This is a genomic window from Arthrobacter sp. Hor0625, from assembly GCF_052567525.1.
Window position 1 is genome coordinate 2,810,089 of sequence record NZ_CP199586.1, and the last position, 16,152, is coordinate 2,826,240.

Here is a 16,152-nt window from a genome sequence, read left to right on the forward strand (position 1 = left end):
AGCCGCCGTTGATCCTAAGCCTGGCCGGGCCCCGCCGGGCGGGCTTCCTCCGCTTCAACATCCTGGACGGAGCGGGACAGCAGGCAGAATTCATTGCCCTCCGGATCGGCCAGCACCACCCAGCTGACATCCGGCCCCTGCCCGACGTCGGTCCGCCGGGCCCCGAGGGCCAGGAGCCGCTCCAGCTCCTCGGCCGTGGAGACGCCGTCGGCGCGGAGGTCAAAGTGCAGCCGGTTTTTGACTGTTTTCGCCCCGGGCACCGCGATGACGTCGATGGACGGGGCGGAGTTGTCGCGGGGGCCAATGCTGATGAGTTCCCCATCTTCGTCGGCGGCCTCCTCGATGATGGTCCAGCTGAGGACGGCACACCAGAAATCGGCCACCACCTTCGGGTCGACAGCGTCAATGGCAACGGAGGCTAATTGGCTGGGCATGGCACCACGATAACCGCCGCGTACCCTGTGCCGGCAAGAGAATCTTCGGGCCCGAATGTAACCCTTGGCGGTGTTCAGGAAACTTTGATGGTAGGCGGGTACCTCGCCCGCCGTTACAGCATCTTGGGGGTACACCATGAAGACCACGCACACGGGACGTTTCCTGACCCTGTCGGCGGCGGGCCTGGCTGCCGGCCTAGTCCTGTCCGGCTGCGGAGGGCAGCCCGGGGGTCCGGCGGCGTCGGAGGCCGCAGCCTCGGCAGTTACGGTGTCCGGGGTGACGACGGTCGCCGGGCAACGTACTCAGCCGTCGGATTCACCCCGCGACCTGAAAACGTTCACCTTCCCTGACGGCCATATCTCCTTCAGCTACCCCGAAACGTGGACGGTCCGCACGCAGTATCCGCCGGCCGGCCTGCCGGGCGTCGAAGCGGTGGTCGCAGATGAGGCGGGCCGGGAGGTGGTGTCGCTGGCCAACGGCGTGGGATCCGGGTGCGCGGGCGGTCCCGCCTCGCGGCATGTCCTCGACCGGGCCGCGGTTCCGGCCATGACCGGCCCGGACGGCACGGTCCCCGCGTTCGGGTTCGCCGTGGAATCCATCGCCGGGAAAGATTACTACAACATGGGACTGGCTGACCCCCGGTCCCTGGAGCAAGGTGACGGCGTCACGTCCTGGTGCAACCTCGTGCCGACGGAAAACGGCGGGCTGTTTACGCGGGTCCACTTCGGCGAGCCCGCCTTTGCCAACCGGGGTGAAGCCAGGGCATGGATGGCCACGGAACGGTACGCCCAGCTCAAGGCACTCCTGGTGAGCCTGGCCTACGCGTAGGGACTGGGGCGGTCACCCGCGCTGCCCAGCAGGCTGCGGGTGAGCGCCTCGCCGTCGGCCATCAGCTCCTCGGTGGCGGCACGGAGATGGGCATCTGCGGCGGGAACGCCGGCCAGGGCCGCTGCCACGACGGCGCGCCGGACCAGTTCGCGGGCGAAGGAGGCAGTGGTTCCGGCCGTCCGGTCCGCGGCCTCGCCCAGGGCGGCCGCGCTGAACGGAATGTCCCGTGAGTACAGCTCGAGCAGGGCCATCCGCTGCGGCCGGGCAGGCAGCGGTATCTCCACGGCGAGGTCCACCCGGCCGGGGCGCTGGGCCAGGGCGCGTTCGAGCATGTCCACCCGGTTGGTGGTCAGCACGAAGGCAACGTCCGCATCGCTGGCAAGCCCGTCCATGGCATCGAGCACCTCGAACAGCAGCGGCTGTGGCCCATGCCCGAAGCTTCGGTCCTCCGCGATCAGGTCGCAGTCCTCGAGCACAATCAGGGACGGCTGCAACGCGCGCGCCATGGCCGCTGCCTCGGAGATCCGGGCCAGCGAACCGCCGGAGAGCAGGATTGCGGTGGATCCGCCGCTGCCGCTGAGCAGGTGCCGGACCGTGTGGGTCTTCCCGGTGCCGGGTGGGCCGTAGAGCAGGACGCCGCGTTTGAGGTGTTGGCCGTAACCGTGAAGCGCGTCCCGGTGCTCGGCGATGCCCAGGGTATGGTCCGCCACCTTCCGCAGCAGCCCGTCCGGCAGGATGACCTCGTCCGCGGCGAGGGCCGGCCGTTCGTGGAACGTCACACCCCCCGAGCTGGCGCCGTATTCGCCCAGGACGAGGGAAATGACCTGCCCCTTCAGGATGCTGTGGTGCTGCATCCGCCGGCGGAATTCGGCCAGGAAAGCCGCGGCCGTGTCCGGACGGCCGGCCAGGACCTCAAGGGAGGCCGCCTGGCGGCCGTACCGGGGGTTGGCGTCCCGTTGCAGCACGGCGATCGGCTGGCCGTCGAACCGGAACAGCCAGAGACCCAGCGCCACGGCCTGCCGCTGCTCCTCCGGCCCCACCGCAAGGTTGGTGTAGTCCGGCTGGGCGAGCGGAAACTGGGGAAAGAGCTGGGCCTGCTGCAGCATGTCGCTGAGCGAATGGTGGTGGCGCTGGTCGCCGCCGCCGATGCCCACCAGCCGGAATTCCGGATCCCTGCCCGCCAGTTCGGCCAGCTGGATGTCGGCGTCGGCGAAACGGTGCGGCGGAATGTCCTCCGCGACCACGGACAAGGTGTCGACCGCGACGCCCAAATGCCCGGCCAGCGTCGCCAGCAGCTGCTCCCCGGCCGGTACCCGGCGCTGGCCCGCCTGGGCCAGCTGCACGAGCTGCGCGAAGTCATCGATGAACTTCCCCAAATTTTCATCCATGCGCAGACCCTACCAGCGGCTGCGGGGGTCCCGGCCGCCGCCGGGAAGGCCTGGGGCCCCGTTACCGTTCGTCGCTGGCGTAGCTGAGCCCGATCTGGCCGCGGACCGCGTCCAGCCCCGCCATGACCTGGACAGTCTCCGCGGGGGCGAGCACATCGCCGGCGGTTGCGCCGGCGGCAACGAGCCGTTCGAGCTCCCACGCCTGGTACTGCATGCCGCGGCCGGTCACCGGTTCGTCGAAGCGCTCGACGACGTTCCCGCCGTCGTCGTACCGGGTGAAACCGGTCGGGGTGTACCAGACAGGATCGATCTCGATGCTCCCTGCGGTTCCAATGACAGCCGCCCGGTTGGGACCGGCGGTATCCAGGGCACAATGCAGCACCGCCTGCTGGCCGTCCGCATATTCGAAGATCATCGCCGTCTGGCGGTCGACGCCGGTGGCGGTCATGCTGGCCGCCGCCTGAATGCGGGCGGGCGCGCCGAAGACATCGAAGGCGAAGGACGCAGGGTAGATCCCCAGATCCAGCAGTGCTCCGCCACCCAGGGCGGGATCGCTAAGCCGGTGCCCGGGGTCCTTGGGCAGGTTCTGGTTGTGGTCCGCGATAACCGTCCGGACCTCGCCGAGCGCGCCCGAGCGGACCAGCTCCCGGATTCGGACCATGTGCGGCAGGAAGCGTGTCCACATGGCTTCAAGGGCCACCAGCCCCTTCGCGGCCGCGAGGTCAACGATGTCCTGGGCCTGCCGTGCGTTCATGGCGAACGGCTTCTCCACCAGGACGTGCTTGCCGGCGTTGAGCGCGAGCAGGGCGTTCTCGTAGTGGAACGGGTGCGGCGTGGAGATATAGACGACGTCGACCCCGGGGTCGTTGGCCAGCGCCTCGTAGCTGCCGTGCGCGTTCGGCACCTGGTAAGTGCCGGCAAAATCACGGGCCGTCGCCAGGCTCCGCGATCCCACAGCCGGCACCGTGAAGCCGTGGTTGACCAGATCGGAGGTCTGCAGGCCCGCGATAAAGCCGGTTCCGAGGATGCCCCAGCGGAGGCCGGCAGCGGGGGAGGACACGGTTGAAGACTCGGGCGCGGGCGAGGTGGCTGTCATGGTCGGGGTCCCCTAAGGCAGGTCGGCGGGTGCAGGCGGCAGCCGCGGCATCGGGCTGGCCGTGTCAGCATGCTAGCCCACACTTGCCGGGCGGCGCCGACGGCAGGGGACCACCGGCAGCCAGGTAGCCGGACAGGTAGGCGTTTGGCAAAAGCAAGTAGGACCCGGCGAAAAGCACGAAATGCCGGCCAGAAGACGGGTAAGGCCCACTCGTCTCCTGGATCGGCGCCGCTCCTAGGCTCCTGACTACTGGGCAGGGAAACGCTTTTTGCGGTTAGAAATGGGTCTCAAACCATGCGCGAAGGAACAGCAGGATCGGTCTCATCCGGCAATTTAACAGACAGCTTCAGGGCCACGGGGTACGGCCAAGCACCGGGGGCTCCGCGAGGGCGGCGCAGGCGGAGCAGCGGCGCGGCAAACCCCGCGGGCCGTCCACGACGACGGCTCCGGAGCGCATGGGCACTTCTCCTCTCGACCGCACTCGCCGCCGCCGGGCTGTCCGCGGGAAGCCTCGCCGCCGCCGATGTGGGGACCATCGCCCACGACGTCTTCCGGACGGGGTGGGACAGCAACGAGACGATCCTGACGCCGTCGTCGGTGGCCTCCTCAAACTTCGGCAAACTCTTCTCCACCCCCGTGGACGGCCAGGTCTACGCCCAGCCGCTCGTGGTGGGCGGCACCGTCATTACCGCCACTGAGAACAACAACGTTTACGGGGTGAACGGCGCCACCGGCGCAGTGACCTGGCAGCGCAACCTCGGCCCGGCCTGGCCGGCATCCACGGTCAGCTGCGGAGACCTCACGCCCAACATCGGCGTCACCTCCACCCCCGTCTACGACTCCGCGACGAACAGCGTTTTCCTGCTGGCGAAAACCAACGACGGAACAAGCGCACTGTTGCCGCACTGGTACATGCACTCCCTCGACCGCACCACCGGCGCGGAACGGCCCGGCTTCCCGGTCCTCATCAGCGGCGCCCCGACCAACGACCCGTCCCGGCCGTTCAACCCGATGACGGCCATGCAGCGGCCCGGGCTCCTGCTGATGAACGGTGTGGTGTACGCGGGGTTCGCCAGCCACTGCGACTACGCCCCGTTCGTCGGCTACGTCGTCAGCGTCTCCACCGCCGGGCGCCAGACCACCATGTGGGCCACCGAATCCGGCAACAGCAACGCCGAGGGCGGCATCTGGCAGTCCGGCGGCGGCCTGGTCTCCGACGGGCCGGGCCAGATCCTCTTCGCCACCGGTAACGGCATCTCGCCTAAGCCCGGACCCGGCAAAACCCCGCCGGCCACCCTCGCCGAATCCGTGGTCCGGCTGGCCGTGGGCGCGGACGGCACCCTCAAGCCCACCGACTTCTTCAGCCCCGCCAACAACGCCAAGCTCGACCAGGACGACGCCGACCTCGGCTCCGGGGCGCCGATCGCCATCCCCGACGGCTATGGGACTGCGGCGCACCCGCGGCTGCTGGTCCACGCGGGCAAGGACGGGCGTGTGTACCTGATGGACCGGACGAACCTCGGCGGCATGGGCCAAGGCCCCGGCGGCGGAGACGCGGTCCTGGACGAGGCCGGTCCGTACAGCGGGGTCTGGGGCAGGCCCGCGTTCCTGGGCACCCCCGACGGCGGGTACGTCTACACCGTCGAAAACAAGGGCTATCTCCGGGCCCACAAGCTTGTGCCGACCAGCACCGGCGGCGTGCAGCTGGCCTCGGTGGGCACGTCGGTGGGCACGTTCGGATACACCTCCGGCGCGCCGTCGGTCACCTCGAACGGCACGGATCCCGCCTCGGCGCTCGTGTGGGTGGTGTACTCGACCGGACCCACCGGGGCCGGTGCCGAACTGCGGGCCTACCGCGCGCTGCCGGACAGCAACGGAAAGCTTCAGCAGGTGTTTGCCGGACCGCTCGGCACGGCCTCCAAGTTCTCGTCGGTGGCCACCGACAACGGCCGGGTCTACGTCGGCACCAGGGACGGGCGGCTGCTGGCGTTCGGCGCCCCCACGACCTCCGCCGTCGGGGCAACGAACACCGACCTCGGCCTGGCCGCGGTGGGTTCGGCGAAGACCGGCACCGTGACCGTCACCGCCACCAGGGCCGTCACCATCAACGCCGTGTCCACCGCCGCGCCGTTCGCGATCGGCGCCCTGCCGCTGCCCCGCGCGCTGGCCAAAGGCGCCAGCCTGGCGGTTCCCGTGACGTTCGCGCCGACCGCCGTCGGCCAGGTCGATGGAGCGCTGACGGTCAAGACCGCCGACGGCGAAACAGACCTCCTCGGCATCCACGCCGTGGGCACGAAGGAGGGGCTGGGTGCCACCCCGGCAGCGCTGGCCTACACCGATGTGCCGACCCAGACGAGCAGCCGGCAGACCGTCAATGTCGTCAATACCGGCACCACCGTCGCCACGGTCACCGGGATGACCCCTCCGGCCAACGCAGCCCTCAAGGTGGACCCGGGCACGGCGCCGGTCCTTGGGCAAAAGATCCAGCCGCTTACCTCCGTGCCGGTGTCCATCACCTTTAGCCCGACGGCGGCGGGCGCCGTGGCTGACAAACTGGTGGTCGCCAGCGACCGCGGATCACTCACCGTCCCGCTGTCGGCGACGGCGGTCTCCGGCGCGGCGCACTTGCAGCTCCCGCCGTCGCTGGACTTCGGCGACGTGGCCGTCGGTGCAGCCGCCACCCGGGACTTCACGGTCGTCAACACCGGAAACATCCCGCTGACCATCACCAAGGCCAAGGCGCCGCAGGGCGTCTTCTCGACCACCACCCCGATCGCCGAAGGCCTGGTCATCCCGCCGGGTGAATCCGCCTACCAGAGCGTCACCTTCAAACCGACGGCGCCGGGCCAGGCAGGAACCGTGGACACGTTCTACCTCTTGACCGGCAACGACGGGCAGGGCGCCCTGAAGGTGATGCTTACAGGAACGGGCGTCGACGATCCGATCGGGCTCAAGGCCTACCAGCTCAACGCCGGTGACCCCCGGTCGATCCTCGGGCGGTCCCTGACCCTCGAATACCCGGTCGCGGGCGGCAAGTGCCAGGACTATGCCCGGGGCGTGATCTGTTGGTCGCCGGCGACCGGCGCACACGTGCTGACCGGAGCGATCTACGCCCGCTACAAGGCGATGGGCGGGGCCGCCGGCGTCCTGCGCTTCCCGACAACGGACGAGAAAGCGACCCCGGACAAGGTGGGCCGGTACAACCACTTCTCCGGCGGCGGCGCCAGCGGCAGCTCGATTTACTGGTCGCCGGCGACAGGGGCGCACGCGGTCATGGGGGCCATCCGGTCCCGCTGGGCCGCCCTGGGCTGGGAACAGAGCCGGCTCGGCTACCCCGTCACGGACGAGTTGGCCACCCCGGACAGGGTGGGCCGGTACAACCACTTCGCCGGCGGCGGGGGCAGCGGCAGTTCGATCTACTGGTCACCGAAGACGGGGGCGCACGCCGTAATGGGCGGGATCAGGACGGCGTGGGCCGCGCAGGGCTGGGAGCAGGGCAAGCTTGGATACCCCGTCACGGATGAGATGGTAACTCCGGACAAGGTGGGCCGGTACAACCACTTCGCCGGCGGCGGAGGCAGTGGCAGCTCGATCTACTGGTCACCGGCCAGCGGCGCGCATTCGGTGATGGGCGCTATCAGGTCCCGCTGGGCTGCCCTGGGCTGGGAACGGGGACGGCTGGGCTATCCGGTCTCGGACGAGTACTGGGTCCCCGTCGGCCGGGCCTCGAACTTCCAGCGCGGCAAATTGACCTGGTACTCGGCCACCGGCGCCGTCACCGGCTAAGCCCGGCGCGCTCCACCGGGCAGAATGGAGCCATGAGCGAGCCCGGGGAGTTCATTGACGCGGCGCTGCAACGGGAAAGCTCCTGGCAGCGGGCGGAGGAAGGCCAGGCCCGCTACGCCCCCGAGCTGCGGGTTTACGGCGCCTCCGTGGGTGCCGTCCGCGGCACGGTCCGCGACGCGCTCCGCCGCTACCGGGACCTGGACCACGACGGCGTCACCGCGCTCAGCTCCGAACTGTGGGCAGTGCCCGTTTTCGAGCGCCGGCTCGCCGCCGTCGTGCTGCTGCAGTCCCGCCTCGCTGTGCTGGACAACACGGACCTGACCCGGATCGAGGGTTTCGTCCGCGGCGCCCACCTGCGCGAACTGGCCGACGCGCTCGCCGTCGACGTCGTCGGGCCGCTGGTCGCGGGGCTGCAGGGCCCGCCCCGGGCCCGGGCCGAGGCCGTCCTCGGGCGCTGGCTGCAGGACCCGGACGCCTGGCTCCGGCGCGCCGCCCTGCTCGCTCCGCTGCGCGAGGTGCGGGCCGGCCGCGGCGACTGGGAACGCTTCCGCCGGCAGGCGCACCTTGCGCAGACGGGGACGGCGACGGCGGCCGCGCGCCGTCCTGCTGCGGCGGAACCGGGGCACCGCTCCGCAGAGTCCGGAGCGCCCGCAACGTCAGTGCCGGCGCCCGACGACCCTGTGGCGGAGGCGGTGTCCGCCATCCGCAGCGCATTCAGCCGGCACGGCGGCGCGGAGCCCGGGCGCGGCCGCGCCTGAGCCGGCCGGCGGGCGGCTGAACCGCTACCGGTCCGGCCGGCGCTCCACCACGGCGTAGGCCTTTCCGTCGAGGAACTGCCAGTCGGTGACGACCATGAACCCGAGCGCGTCCACACGGTCATTGAGGACATGGACGTCGAAGCCGCCATCGCGCGGCTCGGCATCCCACGTCAAGACGTGGGTCTCATTGTCCTCTAGGACAAGCAGTTCGGTGTTGACGTCTAGGTCCGGCTGGGCCGGGTCGCTCAACTGGCAGATCGCAACGCACGGGCTGGACATCTCGGGCCTCCGCTCCGGAAATGCTGGGTGCTGCCATCCTAGGCGCAGGAGCGCCGGCGCCCCCAGGGGTTTTCGGCCCAGCCCCCGGCCGGAAAATGCGCAGGACACGGGCCTCGTTATCTGAATGTGACATTACGGCCTGATCACGTTACCGTGGATGAGTGCCTGTTTGTATCCGATACGGGCGCTCCTGAGCCGATTGCCTAACTCTGCCGCGGCCCGGGATCCGAATGCAACCATCTGGCAGAGACGGGGAAACCACTTTTGGCCTGGCGTTATGCCGGCCTTGGGGTGAAGCCGCGCAGTGCTCGTTCTGACGGGCCAGCGGCCGGGTGCCTCCCATCCGAATCCGACAGCTCACCTCGCAGGCATTGGGAGAGGCTACATTCATGTCTTCAAGCACTACTTCTGCGCGCCATCGTACCGACGCCACCGCCGGACGGACCGCAGCGTTTTCGGTCAAACCAGGCACCATCGGCCGCCAGGCCGCCGTACTCTTCGCCGCGTCCGGCCTCGTCCTGACCAGCGGCATGGCGGCCCACGCGGCCACCGCGGCCCCGGCCGAGCGCGACTCCGCCCCGGCTTCCAAGGTCGACGTCGACAGCAAGGTCTCGACGCCCGTCACCGCTGATTCCGCGGTGCAGATCAGCTTCGACCGCCCGGCAGTGGCCACCACGCCGGCACCCGTGATCGAGCAGCCGAAGCCGGTGGCCGCGGCCCCCGCAGCTGCTCCCGCGCCGGCCGTTCCGGCTGCTGCCCCCGTTGCCGCTCCGGCGGCGCCGGCGATCACCGTCCAGGCGAAGGCAACCGCAGCGCCTGCACCGAAGGCCGGCGGCGTGAACGCCGCCATGCTGGCGGCCGCCTACAGCCAGATCGGCATCACCCAGGACTGCACCGCCATGGTGGAGAAAGCCCTCGGCGCTGCCGGTATCCCGGTGGGTGACCTCGGTCCGCAGCAGTTCATGAACTACGGCAAGGTTGTGGGCACCCCGCAGCCCGGCGACATGATCGTCCAGTCCGGCCACGTTGCCATCTACGCCGGCGACGGCCAGGTCATCAGCGGCGGCATGAACGGCTCGAACCAGACGATCAAGCACCCGCTGTCCTGGTTGACCGCCACCGGCGGCGTGACCTTCGTCCGCGCCGGCGCCTAACCACCGCGCTTAAGCACCGCGCAGAGCGGCGGCGCACGCGCCTCTTTCAAAGCCGGTGGCCGGCTGCCCTGGGCAGCCGGCCACCGGCTTTCGCTTGCCTGCGTGCGGGTTCAGCCGCATGGCCGCCGTCGGGGTGCCGCTCAGCTGGTGTAGCGGAGTAAAACCACCCCGTTGCCGAACGCCCTGGTGTCCGCCAGCGCCAGCTCCGTCCTGTCCGCGGCAGTCCTAAACAGCGGCCGGCCGCGCCCCAGCAGGACCGGATGGACGTAAATCCAGTATTCATCGATCAGCCCGAGGCGGCGGAAGCTGTCGGCCAGCTCCGCCCCGCCGAGCGCCAGGTCCCCGCCGGGGCTCCGCTTCAACTCCAGGACATCGCCGGCGACGACGTCGCGCACCACCGTGGTGTTCCACCCGGCCGCCTGCAGGGTCCGGGAGTACACGTACTTGGGCATGTCCCGCCAGATCCGGGCGAACTCCGCCTCCGCCGGCGTGCTCGCCGGATCCAGGTCGGCCGTCGGCCAGTAGCCGGCCATCAGTTCATAGGTGACCCGACCGTCCAGGAAGGCCCCCATCGTCCGCAACTGCTCGTTGAAGTGGTTGTGCAGCTCCTCATCGACCCGGTGCCAGCCAATATCGCGGCCGGGGCCCTCGAAGAACCCATCAAGGGAGACCTGCACGGCCACAATGATCTTCCGCATGGGCCGAGCGTACGCCCGGACGGGGCCTCCCGGTAGGGGAACGCGGTGAAAACGAACCGGCAGGATCATGCCGTTTGAGCTCCTTGGGGATCCGGCGGCAGGACTTGTTCGTGTTTTCGGCAGAATCTTGCCGAATTGGCTGTTTCGGGCCATGATGGAGGAACTACCGGCCGAAACCGGCAGAATCATGCCGGAGACAGCTGGCGGGAGCGGGAACGAAAGGAAATGAGCGTGGACGACATTGCCGGAATCGCCGGGGCGATTCGCCGGACCCGCAGGGAGGCGGGCCTGACGCAGGAAGACCTGGCCCACCTGGCCGGCACGTCCGAACGCACCGTGCGCGCCATCGAAACCGGCACCGGCAACCCGTCACTGCACGCCGTCGTGGCCGTTGCTAACGTCCTGGGCCTGGCCCTGACGGTGTCCTGATGGCCGCAGAGCTTCGCGACCTCAGGTTCGTCCGTGCGGCGGACGTCTACAAGAACGGCGTGCTGGCCGGCCACCTGGCTCGGACCGGCACCGGGGGAGTGCGGTTCTCCTACCGCGAGGACTACGGCTCCGGCGGAGACCCCGCCGTCGCGTTTTCCCTGCCGCTTACCGACGCCGCGGTCGAAGCCCCCGCCGGCGCCCTGCCGGCGTTCTTCGCCGGCCTGCTCCCCGAGGGGCACCGGCTCACCGTCCTGAAAAATGCGACCAAGACCAGCTTCGACGACGAGCTCACCCTGCTCCTCGCCGTCGGCGCCGACGTTCCCGGCGACGTCCAGGTCGTCCCGGCCGGCGAGCCGCCGTCGGAACCGGCAGCGCTGGCCGACACGTCCCGCCCCGAAGAGCTGGATTTTTCCTTCCTGGCCAACACTGTGGACCTGCACGGCATCCCCGGGGTGCAGCGCAAGACCAGCGCCTCCATGCTGACCACCCCGCTGGCCCTGCGGGGGCACCGCTACCTGCTCAAGCTTGACCCGCCGGAACATCCGCACCTGGTGGAGAACGAGGCCGCCCACCTGGCCGGCGCCAGGGCGTTGAAGATCCCGGTGGCAAAGAGCTCCGTGATCGCGGACCGGAACGGCTTGGCCGGACTCCTCGTCGAACGGTTCGACCGGGTCAAAGGTGCCGACGGGACCTGGCGCCGGCTGCCGCTCGAGGACGGCAGCCAAGTGCTCGGCCTGCCGCCCGCGGCCAAGTACGGGGTGGACGCGGAAGCGGTTGCCGCGGCCCTGGCCCGGGTGTGCCGGGCGCCGGTCGTGGCCAGCCGGAACCTGTACCTGCAGTTCGTCTTTGCCTGGTTGACCGGCAACGGTGACCTGCACGCCAAGAACCTGGCCGTCCTCGGCAGCCCCGCCGGGTTCGTCATGGCCCCGGTCTACGACGTCCCGTGCACCCTGCTCTACGGCGACGAGACCCTGGCCCTGCCGGTGGCAGGAAAGACCAGGAATCTGAAGGCACGGCACTGGGCGGAGTTCGCGGACAGCCTGGGCCTGCCGGAGCGGGCTGCCGCGGCCGCCAACCGGACGGCGCTGGCGGCAGCGGAGGGTGTCCGGTTGGACCAGTTGCCGTTCGCCGGCTCGCCCCTGCGGGGGGCGCAACGCGAACTGCGGTTCAGGCGCCGGGAACTTGGCTGATTGTTCCGGATGCGCCCTCGTCACTCCGCGGATTTCGCGAAGTCGGCGGCACTGAGGAACTCGATCCCCACGAAGCCCTCCGAGCCCTCCACCCAGGCATCGTGGCCCGGCGGAATGGTGTACGAATCGCCGGCGGCAATGCTGATGCGGCCGCCGTCGGTGGTTTCCACCGTCAGTTGTCCGGACACGCAGAACCCCACGTGGCTGTTCTGGCACGCATCCGTGTTCACCACGGGTTTGATGCAGTCGGACCAGCGCCAGCCCGGCTCGAAGCTCAGCCGTCCGATCGTGTAGTCGCCGACCGACACGATGTCCACCTCGGTCTTGTCGGGCCGGCGCTTCTCGTCGGGGGAGTTGTGGGACTTAACCTGCAGCTGGGTGACAACGTTTGCGGACATTGCACTCCCTCTTTTCGAACCATGCATTGCGGATTGGGATATTGAGACCCTGGCGCACGACGGCGGACGGCGTCCGGCACATCGTGGACCCGGAACAGGACTGCCTACGGAGCCAACGATCCTCGCCCGCAGGCTCCTTGTCGAGGCGGATTTTCTCAGAAGCTTGACGAGCTCCCGGAGCCCGAGAAGCTGCCGCCGCTGCCGCCGTAACCGGTGGTGCTGCCGCCGCGGGCCGAGCTGACACTGGAAACCCCGGAGCTGACCCCGGTCGTGAAGTTGGGGACCGAGAAGAAGTAGTAGGAGGGGTAGACGGTGCCCAGGATGCTGGGCTCGTAGCTGCGCCGTTGCCGCCTGGCGGTGCCGGCCTGCGCCTCCTCCATCTTCTTGCGCATGAGCTCGGCCTCCCGCCCGTTCTTGGCGTAGCCGGCGATCACCGTGTCCGCATGGCTCTTGAGCAGTTCCGAGAGTTCGGTCCTGGCGTCACGCAGCCGGTCGAGGGCCGTTTCGGGGCTGATGGCCCCCTCGGACAAGTCCGCGGTCCAGCGTTCCATCTCGCGCTGGCTGCGGTCGCGGAACGACCGCAGGGCAGCGGCCGTGGCGGAGCTGCCCTCGCCGTGGCTCTTGGCGAGCATGCCCTCGATGCCGGCCAGGTCGTTGCGGAACGGCGCGAGCTGCCGGTCCCAGGCCGCAGCCCAGCCGGAGGCCCGGTTCAGCAGGGCGTTGGTGTCGGCGATGACATCGTCGAGGGCATCAAGTTCGGCCGCCGCGTCGGCGAACCGGCGGGCCAGCGCCAGGCTGGACTGCCGGCCGAGCTGGCGCTTCGTCAGCGCGTGGACCTGGTTGGAGAGCCCCGTGGCAGCGTTGTAGCGGCTGAGGAAGGTGCGGTGCTTCTCCAGGACGGTGCTGCCGTAGCGGGAGGAGTCCGGGATGGTGCCGGCGTTCAGCTCGGTGACCTGCAGGTCCATGCTGACGTCGGCGTAGTCCTCGTCCCCGCGGGCGATCTCCCGGCGTGCGCCCACCCGTGTCCGCCAGCGCACCAGCAGCCACGTGCCGGCACCCGCCGCCGTGACTCCGGCCCCGGTCCCGGCCGTGGCCAGGAACGCGGTCGAGCGGTACCACGGCTGGTTGATCAGTTCCGCCCCCCGCCGGATGCCGGCAATCGTCCCGTCGGTCCATTGGGCGTCCCGGAGCAACTCCTTCGAGGCGTCCTGGATGTCGCTGCGCTGCTCCAGCGACACCTTCCGGTCCTCGCCCATGTAGGTGCCGACATGCCGGCCCACCGGATCGAGGGCGAAGATGAAGAGCCCGTCCGCCCACTTCTGCCCGTCGGCGCTGATCCACTCCGGGTGCTGGGCCCGGGCAAACCGCAGGACTTCTTCGTTGAGGTTGTCCGCCGCCGTGCCGTTATAGGTGTACACGGCCACCTTCGTGGGTTCGTAGAACTCGATGCTCCGCACTGCCGGCAGCAGGCTGTTGCGGTCCAGGACCCCGGCCCGGTCTTCGACGACGACGTCGGTGGGCGGAACCGCGAGCGCCGCGTGCGCCGGGCCGAGCAGCAGTGCCGCCAGGCCGGCCAGGGACAGCAGCAGCCGCGCCGCTGTGGTGCCAATGTGGTGCTGCGTGTTTCCCAGATGCCGGTGCGTCCCCATGGGTCCCCAGAGTAGTGGCTGCCGCCCCCGCCGTCGACGACCCATGCCGTCGATGCCCCGGGGGTGCTGAGACGGGCCGAAAGACACCGTGACGGGGCGCCAGCGGCCCTTCATACTGACGGCATAAGTCACCCGCCCCTGCCCCCGGATCCGATCCCGGGGCGGCGCGTGGCCCGGGTCGGGTGCAGCCCGGAGCCGGGGAGCCCGGGCCGGGCATGTCCGAACCGGCAGCGCCGGGATCCGCAGAACCGGGAAAGTCCCCCGCCGGCCGGACTAGGTCCTGCCCGGCATCGCGTTTTCATATTACGCATTAAATTCCCCTCCAGGGACAATAAAGTTCGGAAGCGTAAACATTAGTCCAAATGCAATTGCGCCTATAATCACGTTACTAATAATTGTACGAGCTCTTTTACCTGTTCGGGGTTGCCACCAGTAAAGGTGTCGAGAACAGCTCCATACGACGTTACGCTTAAACACATCATAAGCTCTTTACTTTTTATAACTTTTGTGGTATTTATGGTACAAGCAGCCCGGAATATCAATTTTGACTGAATTTATCACCACCACAATAGAAGGAAACAACACCACTATGGATCGAGACGAACCAACAGGTACAACGAATTCTAACAACAATAATTCGGAAGTTAGTGCAGCGCGCCGTATCTTGGACGGAACCGGAAATTTCTTAGGGGACAATAGGAACAAAGTAATGGCAGTGCTTGCTGCCGGTGCACTTACTATTACACTTGCGGGCTGTGGCTCAAACGCACGCGCCGAAGGACCTGCGCCTACCGCTACAATTAGCGCCGAACCATCTCCTGGGCCATCGGTAAGCTCAACCCCTTCATCAAGCGAAACACCAGCTACTAACCCTGACTACACACCAGGTATCGCAAGTGTAAAGGATGGCGTTGAAGTTCAAATCCCTGAAAACACTACTTCTGAGTTTATTGATTCAGGCGAGTTTATTGGTGAACACCTTGAGCAAACGAAAACACTTGAAGAAATGAACAAGATGAGTGTTGAAGAATTTGCACAGCTACCATACGGTGACCGAATCGCCTTTGCTGTGCTTACCTTCTTTAAGCCAGGTCAAGAGTTAACCTCGCCATACCTACCAGTTGGTAATGATGACTTCGATGGGAACGCATGGACAATTCCATCATCATCATGGCAGTCACTTGCCAACCTTGCATTTAATCATGAAGATCCTGATACGCGTGCAAAACTAGCAGGAACTTACTCTTATTACACAACTGACAAGCAGGATGGACAAATTAGTTCGTCATACCAGGCCGCGGCTGACACTGTCGTTCGTAATGGTCGCGAAGGTGTATCTGGTGACTTTGTGTTTGAATACGTATCTAACGGTAAAGTACAGCATGGTATTGACCGCGACAGCAAACCAATTGACTTCATGAATATCACTTATAAACAAGGTTTCTCGAGCACTATTGACTCGGTGACAGACGTAAAAACCGGTCAAGCAATTCGTACAGATGTAACGCTTCTTGATGGTGGGGAATTTATTTACTACGCACTTGGCTATGTTATTGACGGTGTACGATCTCCGGCTGACGGCTACGACTACTAACCCTGACGTAGCCATAATAAAGACATCTTGGTTATGGTATAACTATAAGCAAGATGTCTCATGTAACACAACAAGTATCTATGGGTTTATCGGCGCCTGTCGCGTTACTTGCCGTTGTTATATCTTTTTTTAGCTCGACTTTATTTCTTGTACTGGGGATTATTGCCGCCAGCGGCCTCAGCGGCCTCCTGGAGCGGATCCTGCGCGCGGGGCAGGTCCTCGCCGGGAAGGCATCGAGGGGCTGGCCCTGTCCCTAACGTTCACCCTGATCGGCGGTCCGCTGGCAGCACTGCTCTGGTGGTTCATCTGGCGCCGGCTGGACGAGGAGGGGGAGCGGGCGGCGCCGTCGTGGGGCCTCTACGTCGCGGCGTTCTACTCGTACTCCCTGATCATGACCGTCACGGCCCTGCTGGCGACGGCTGCCTCGTTCGTCGGCGACCGGACCCCGGAGTGGCTGCCGCCCCCGCCGT

14 protein-coding genes, 1 pseudogene and 1 riboswitch are annotated in these 16,152 nt (G+C 67.6%); of the genes and pseudogenes, 8 read left to right on the top strand and 7 right to left on the bottom strand.

Annotation, left to right across the window (positions count from 1 at the left end):
• Positions 1 to 14: 14 nt before the first annotated feature.
• On the bottom strand, positions 15 to 434 hold the full coding sequence (locus ACTWLI_RS12955; protein WP_445154210.1) for a VOC family protein: 420 nt from the start codon (positions 432 to 434) through the stop codon (positions 15 to 17).
• Between the two features lie 136 nt (positions 435 to 570).
• Here ACTWLI_RS12955 and ACTWLI_RS12960 point away from each other — a divergent pair, with 136 nt between their 5' ends.
• Positions 571 to 1,263: a hypothetical protein gene (locus tag ACTWLI_RS12960; protein ID WP_445154211.1), complete on the top strand. Its 693-nt coding sequence runs from the start codon at positions 571 to 573 to the stop codon at positions 1,261 to 1,263.
• On the opposite strand, the gene ACTWLI_RS12965 is transcribed toward ACTWLI_RS12960, so the two are convergent.
• Positions 1,254 to 2,651, bottom strand: coding sequence for an AAA family ATPase (locus ACTWLI_RS12965; protein WP_445154212.1), 1,398 nt, complete (start codon positions 2,649 to 2,651; stop codon positions 1,254 to 1,256). The two genes, ACTWLI_RS12960 and ACTWLI_RS12965, sit on opposite strands and share 10 nt — an antisense overlap.
• Before the next feature lie 61 nt (positions 2,652 to 2,712).
• Positions 2,713 to 3,747, bottom strand: coding sequence for a Gfo/Idh/MocA family protein (locus ACTWLI_RS12970; protein ID WP_445154213.1), 1,035 nt, complete (start codon positions 3,745 to 3,747; stop codon positions 2,713 to 2,715).
• Positions 3,748 to 4,272: 525 nt separating this feature from the next.
• Here ACTWLI_RS12970 and ACTWLI_RS12975 point away from each other — a divergent pair.
• Together ACTWLI_RS12975 and ACTWLI_RS12980 are read left to right on the top strand one after the other, a co-directional pair.
• A complete protein-coding gene (locus tag ACTWLI_RS12975) occupies positions 4,273 to 7,533 on the top strand; it encodes a choice-of-anchor D domain-containing protein (protein ID WP_445154214.1) in 3,261 nt (1,086 codons plus the stop codon).
• Positions 7,534 to 7,565: 32 nt separating this feature from the next.
• Positions 7,566 to 8,291 (top strand): DNA alkylation repair protein, encoded by a 726-nt coding sequence (locus ACTWLI_RS12980; RefSeq protein ID WP_445154215.1) that lies wholly within the window; start codon positions 7,566 to 7,568, stop codon positions 8,289 to 8,291.
• Positions 8,292 to 8,315: 24 nt separating this feature from the next.
• Here the strand turns inward: ACTWLI_RS12980 and ACTWLI_RS12985 are convergent, their stop codons facing one another.
• Positions 8,316 to 8,570 (bottom strand): hypothetical protein, encoded by a 255-nt coding sequence (locus ACTWLI_RS12985; RefSeq protein ID WP_445154216.1) that lies wholly within the window; start codon positions 8,568 to 8,570, stop codon positions 8,316 to 8,318.
• A 192-nt stretch (positions 8,571 to 8,762) separates the two neighbouring features.
• Positions 8,763 to 8,955: riboswitch (cyclic di-AMP (ydaO/yuaA leader) on the top strand.
• A gap of 4 nt (positions 8,956 to 8,959) precedes the next feature.
• Here ACTWLI_RS12985 and ACTWLI_RS12990 point away from each other — a divergent pair.
• On the top strand, positions 8,960 to 9,724 hold the full coding sequence (locus tag ACTWLI_RS12990) for a hypothetical protein (protein ID WP_445154217.1): 765 nt from the start codon (positions 8,960 to 8,962) through the stop codon (positions 9,722 to 9,724).
• 140 nt (positions 9,725 to 9,864) lie between these two features.
• On the opposite strand, the gene ACTWLI_RS12995 is transcribed toward ACTWLI_RS12990, so the two are convergent.
• On the bottom strand, positions 9,865 to 10,422 hold the full coding sequence (locus ACTWLI_RS12995) for a dihydrofolate reductase family protein (protein WP_445154218.1): 558 nt from the start codon (positions 10,420 to 10,422) through the stop codon (positions 9,865 to 9,867).
• 231 nt (positions 10,423 to 10,653) lie between these two features.
• On the opposite strand from ACTWLI_RS12995, the gene ACTWLI_RS13000 reads away from it, so the two are divergent.
• Both ACTWLI_RS13000 and ACTWLI_RS13005 read left to right on the top strand, forming a co-directional pair.
• Positions 10,654 to 10,851: a helix-turn-helix transcriptional regulator gene (locus ACTWLI_RS13000; RefSeq protein ID WP_445154219.1), complete on the top strand. Its 198-nt coding sequence runs from the start codon at positions 10,654 to 10,656 to the stop codon at positions 10,849 to 10,851.
• Positions 10,851 to 12,041, top strand: a complete 1,191-nt coding sequence (locus tag ACTWLI_RS13005) for a type II toxin-antitoxin system HipA family toxin (RefSeq protein WP_445154220.1) — start codon at positions 10,851 to 10,853, stop codon at positions 12,039 to 12,041. Before ACTWLI_RS13000 ends, ACTWLI_RS13005 begins: the two co-directional genes overlap by 1 nt.
• Positions 12,042 to 12,061: 20 nt before the next feature.
• Here the strand turns inward: ACTWLI_RS13005 and ACTWLI_RS13010 are convergent, their stop codons facing one another.
• Entirely contained in the window at positions 12,062 to 12,439 is a 378-nt protein-coding gene (locus tag ACTWLI_RS13010) for a cupin domain-containing protein (protein ID WP_445154221.1), read from the bottom strand.
• 155 nt (positions 12,440 to 12,594) lie between these two features.
• On the bottom strand, positions 12,595 to 14,088 hold the full coding sequence (locus ACTWLI_RS13015; RefSeq protein ID WP_445154222.1) for a DUF5129 domain-containing protein: 1,494 nt from the start codon (positions 14,086 to 14,088) through the stop codon (positions 12,595 to 12,597).
• Between the two features lie 544 nt (positions 14,089 to 14,632).
• Here ACTWLI_RS13015 and ACTWLI_RS13020 point away from each other — a divergent pair.
• The gene (locus ACTWLI_RS13020) at positions 14,633 to 15,682 is read left to right on the top strand and encodes a hypothetical protein (protein WP_445154223.1); all 1,050 of its coding nucleotides are present in this window, start codon (positions 14,633 to 14,635) and stop codon (positions 15,680 to 15,682) included.
• 232 nt (positions 15,683 to 15,914) lie between these two features.
• Positions 15,915 to 16,106, top strand: a pseudogene (locus ACTWLI_RS13025) (DUF5671 domain-containing protein); the annotation flags it as partial.
• Between the last annotated feature and the right edge of the window lie 46 nt (positions 16,107 to 16,152).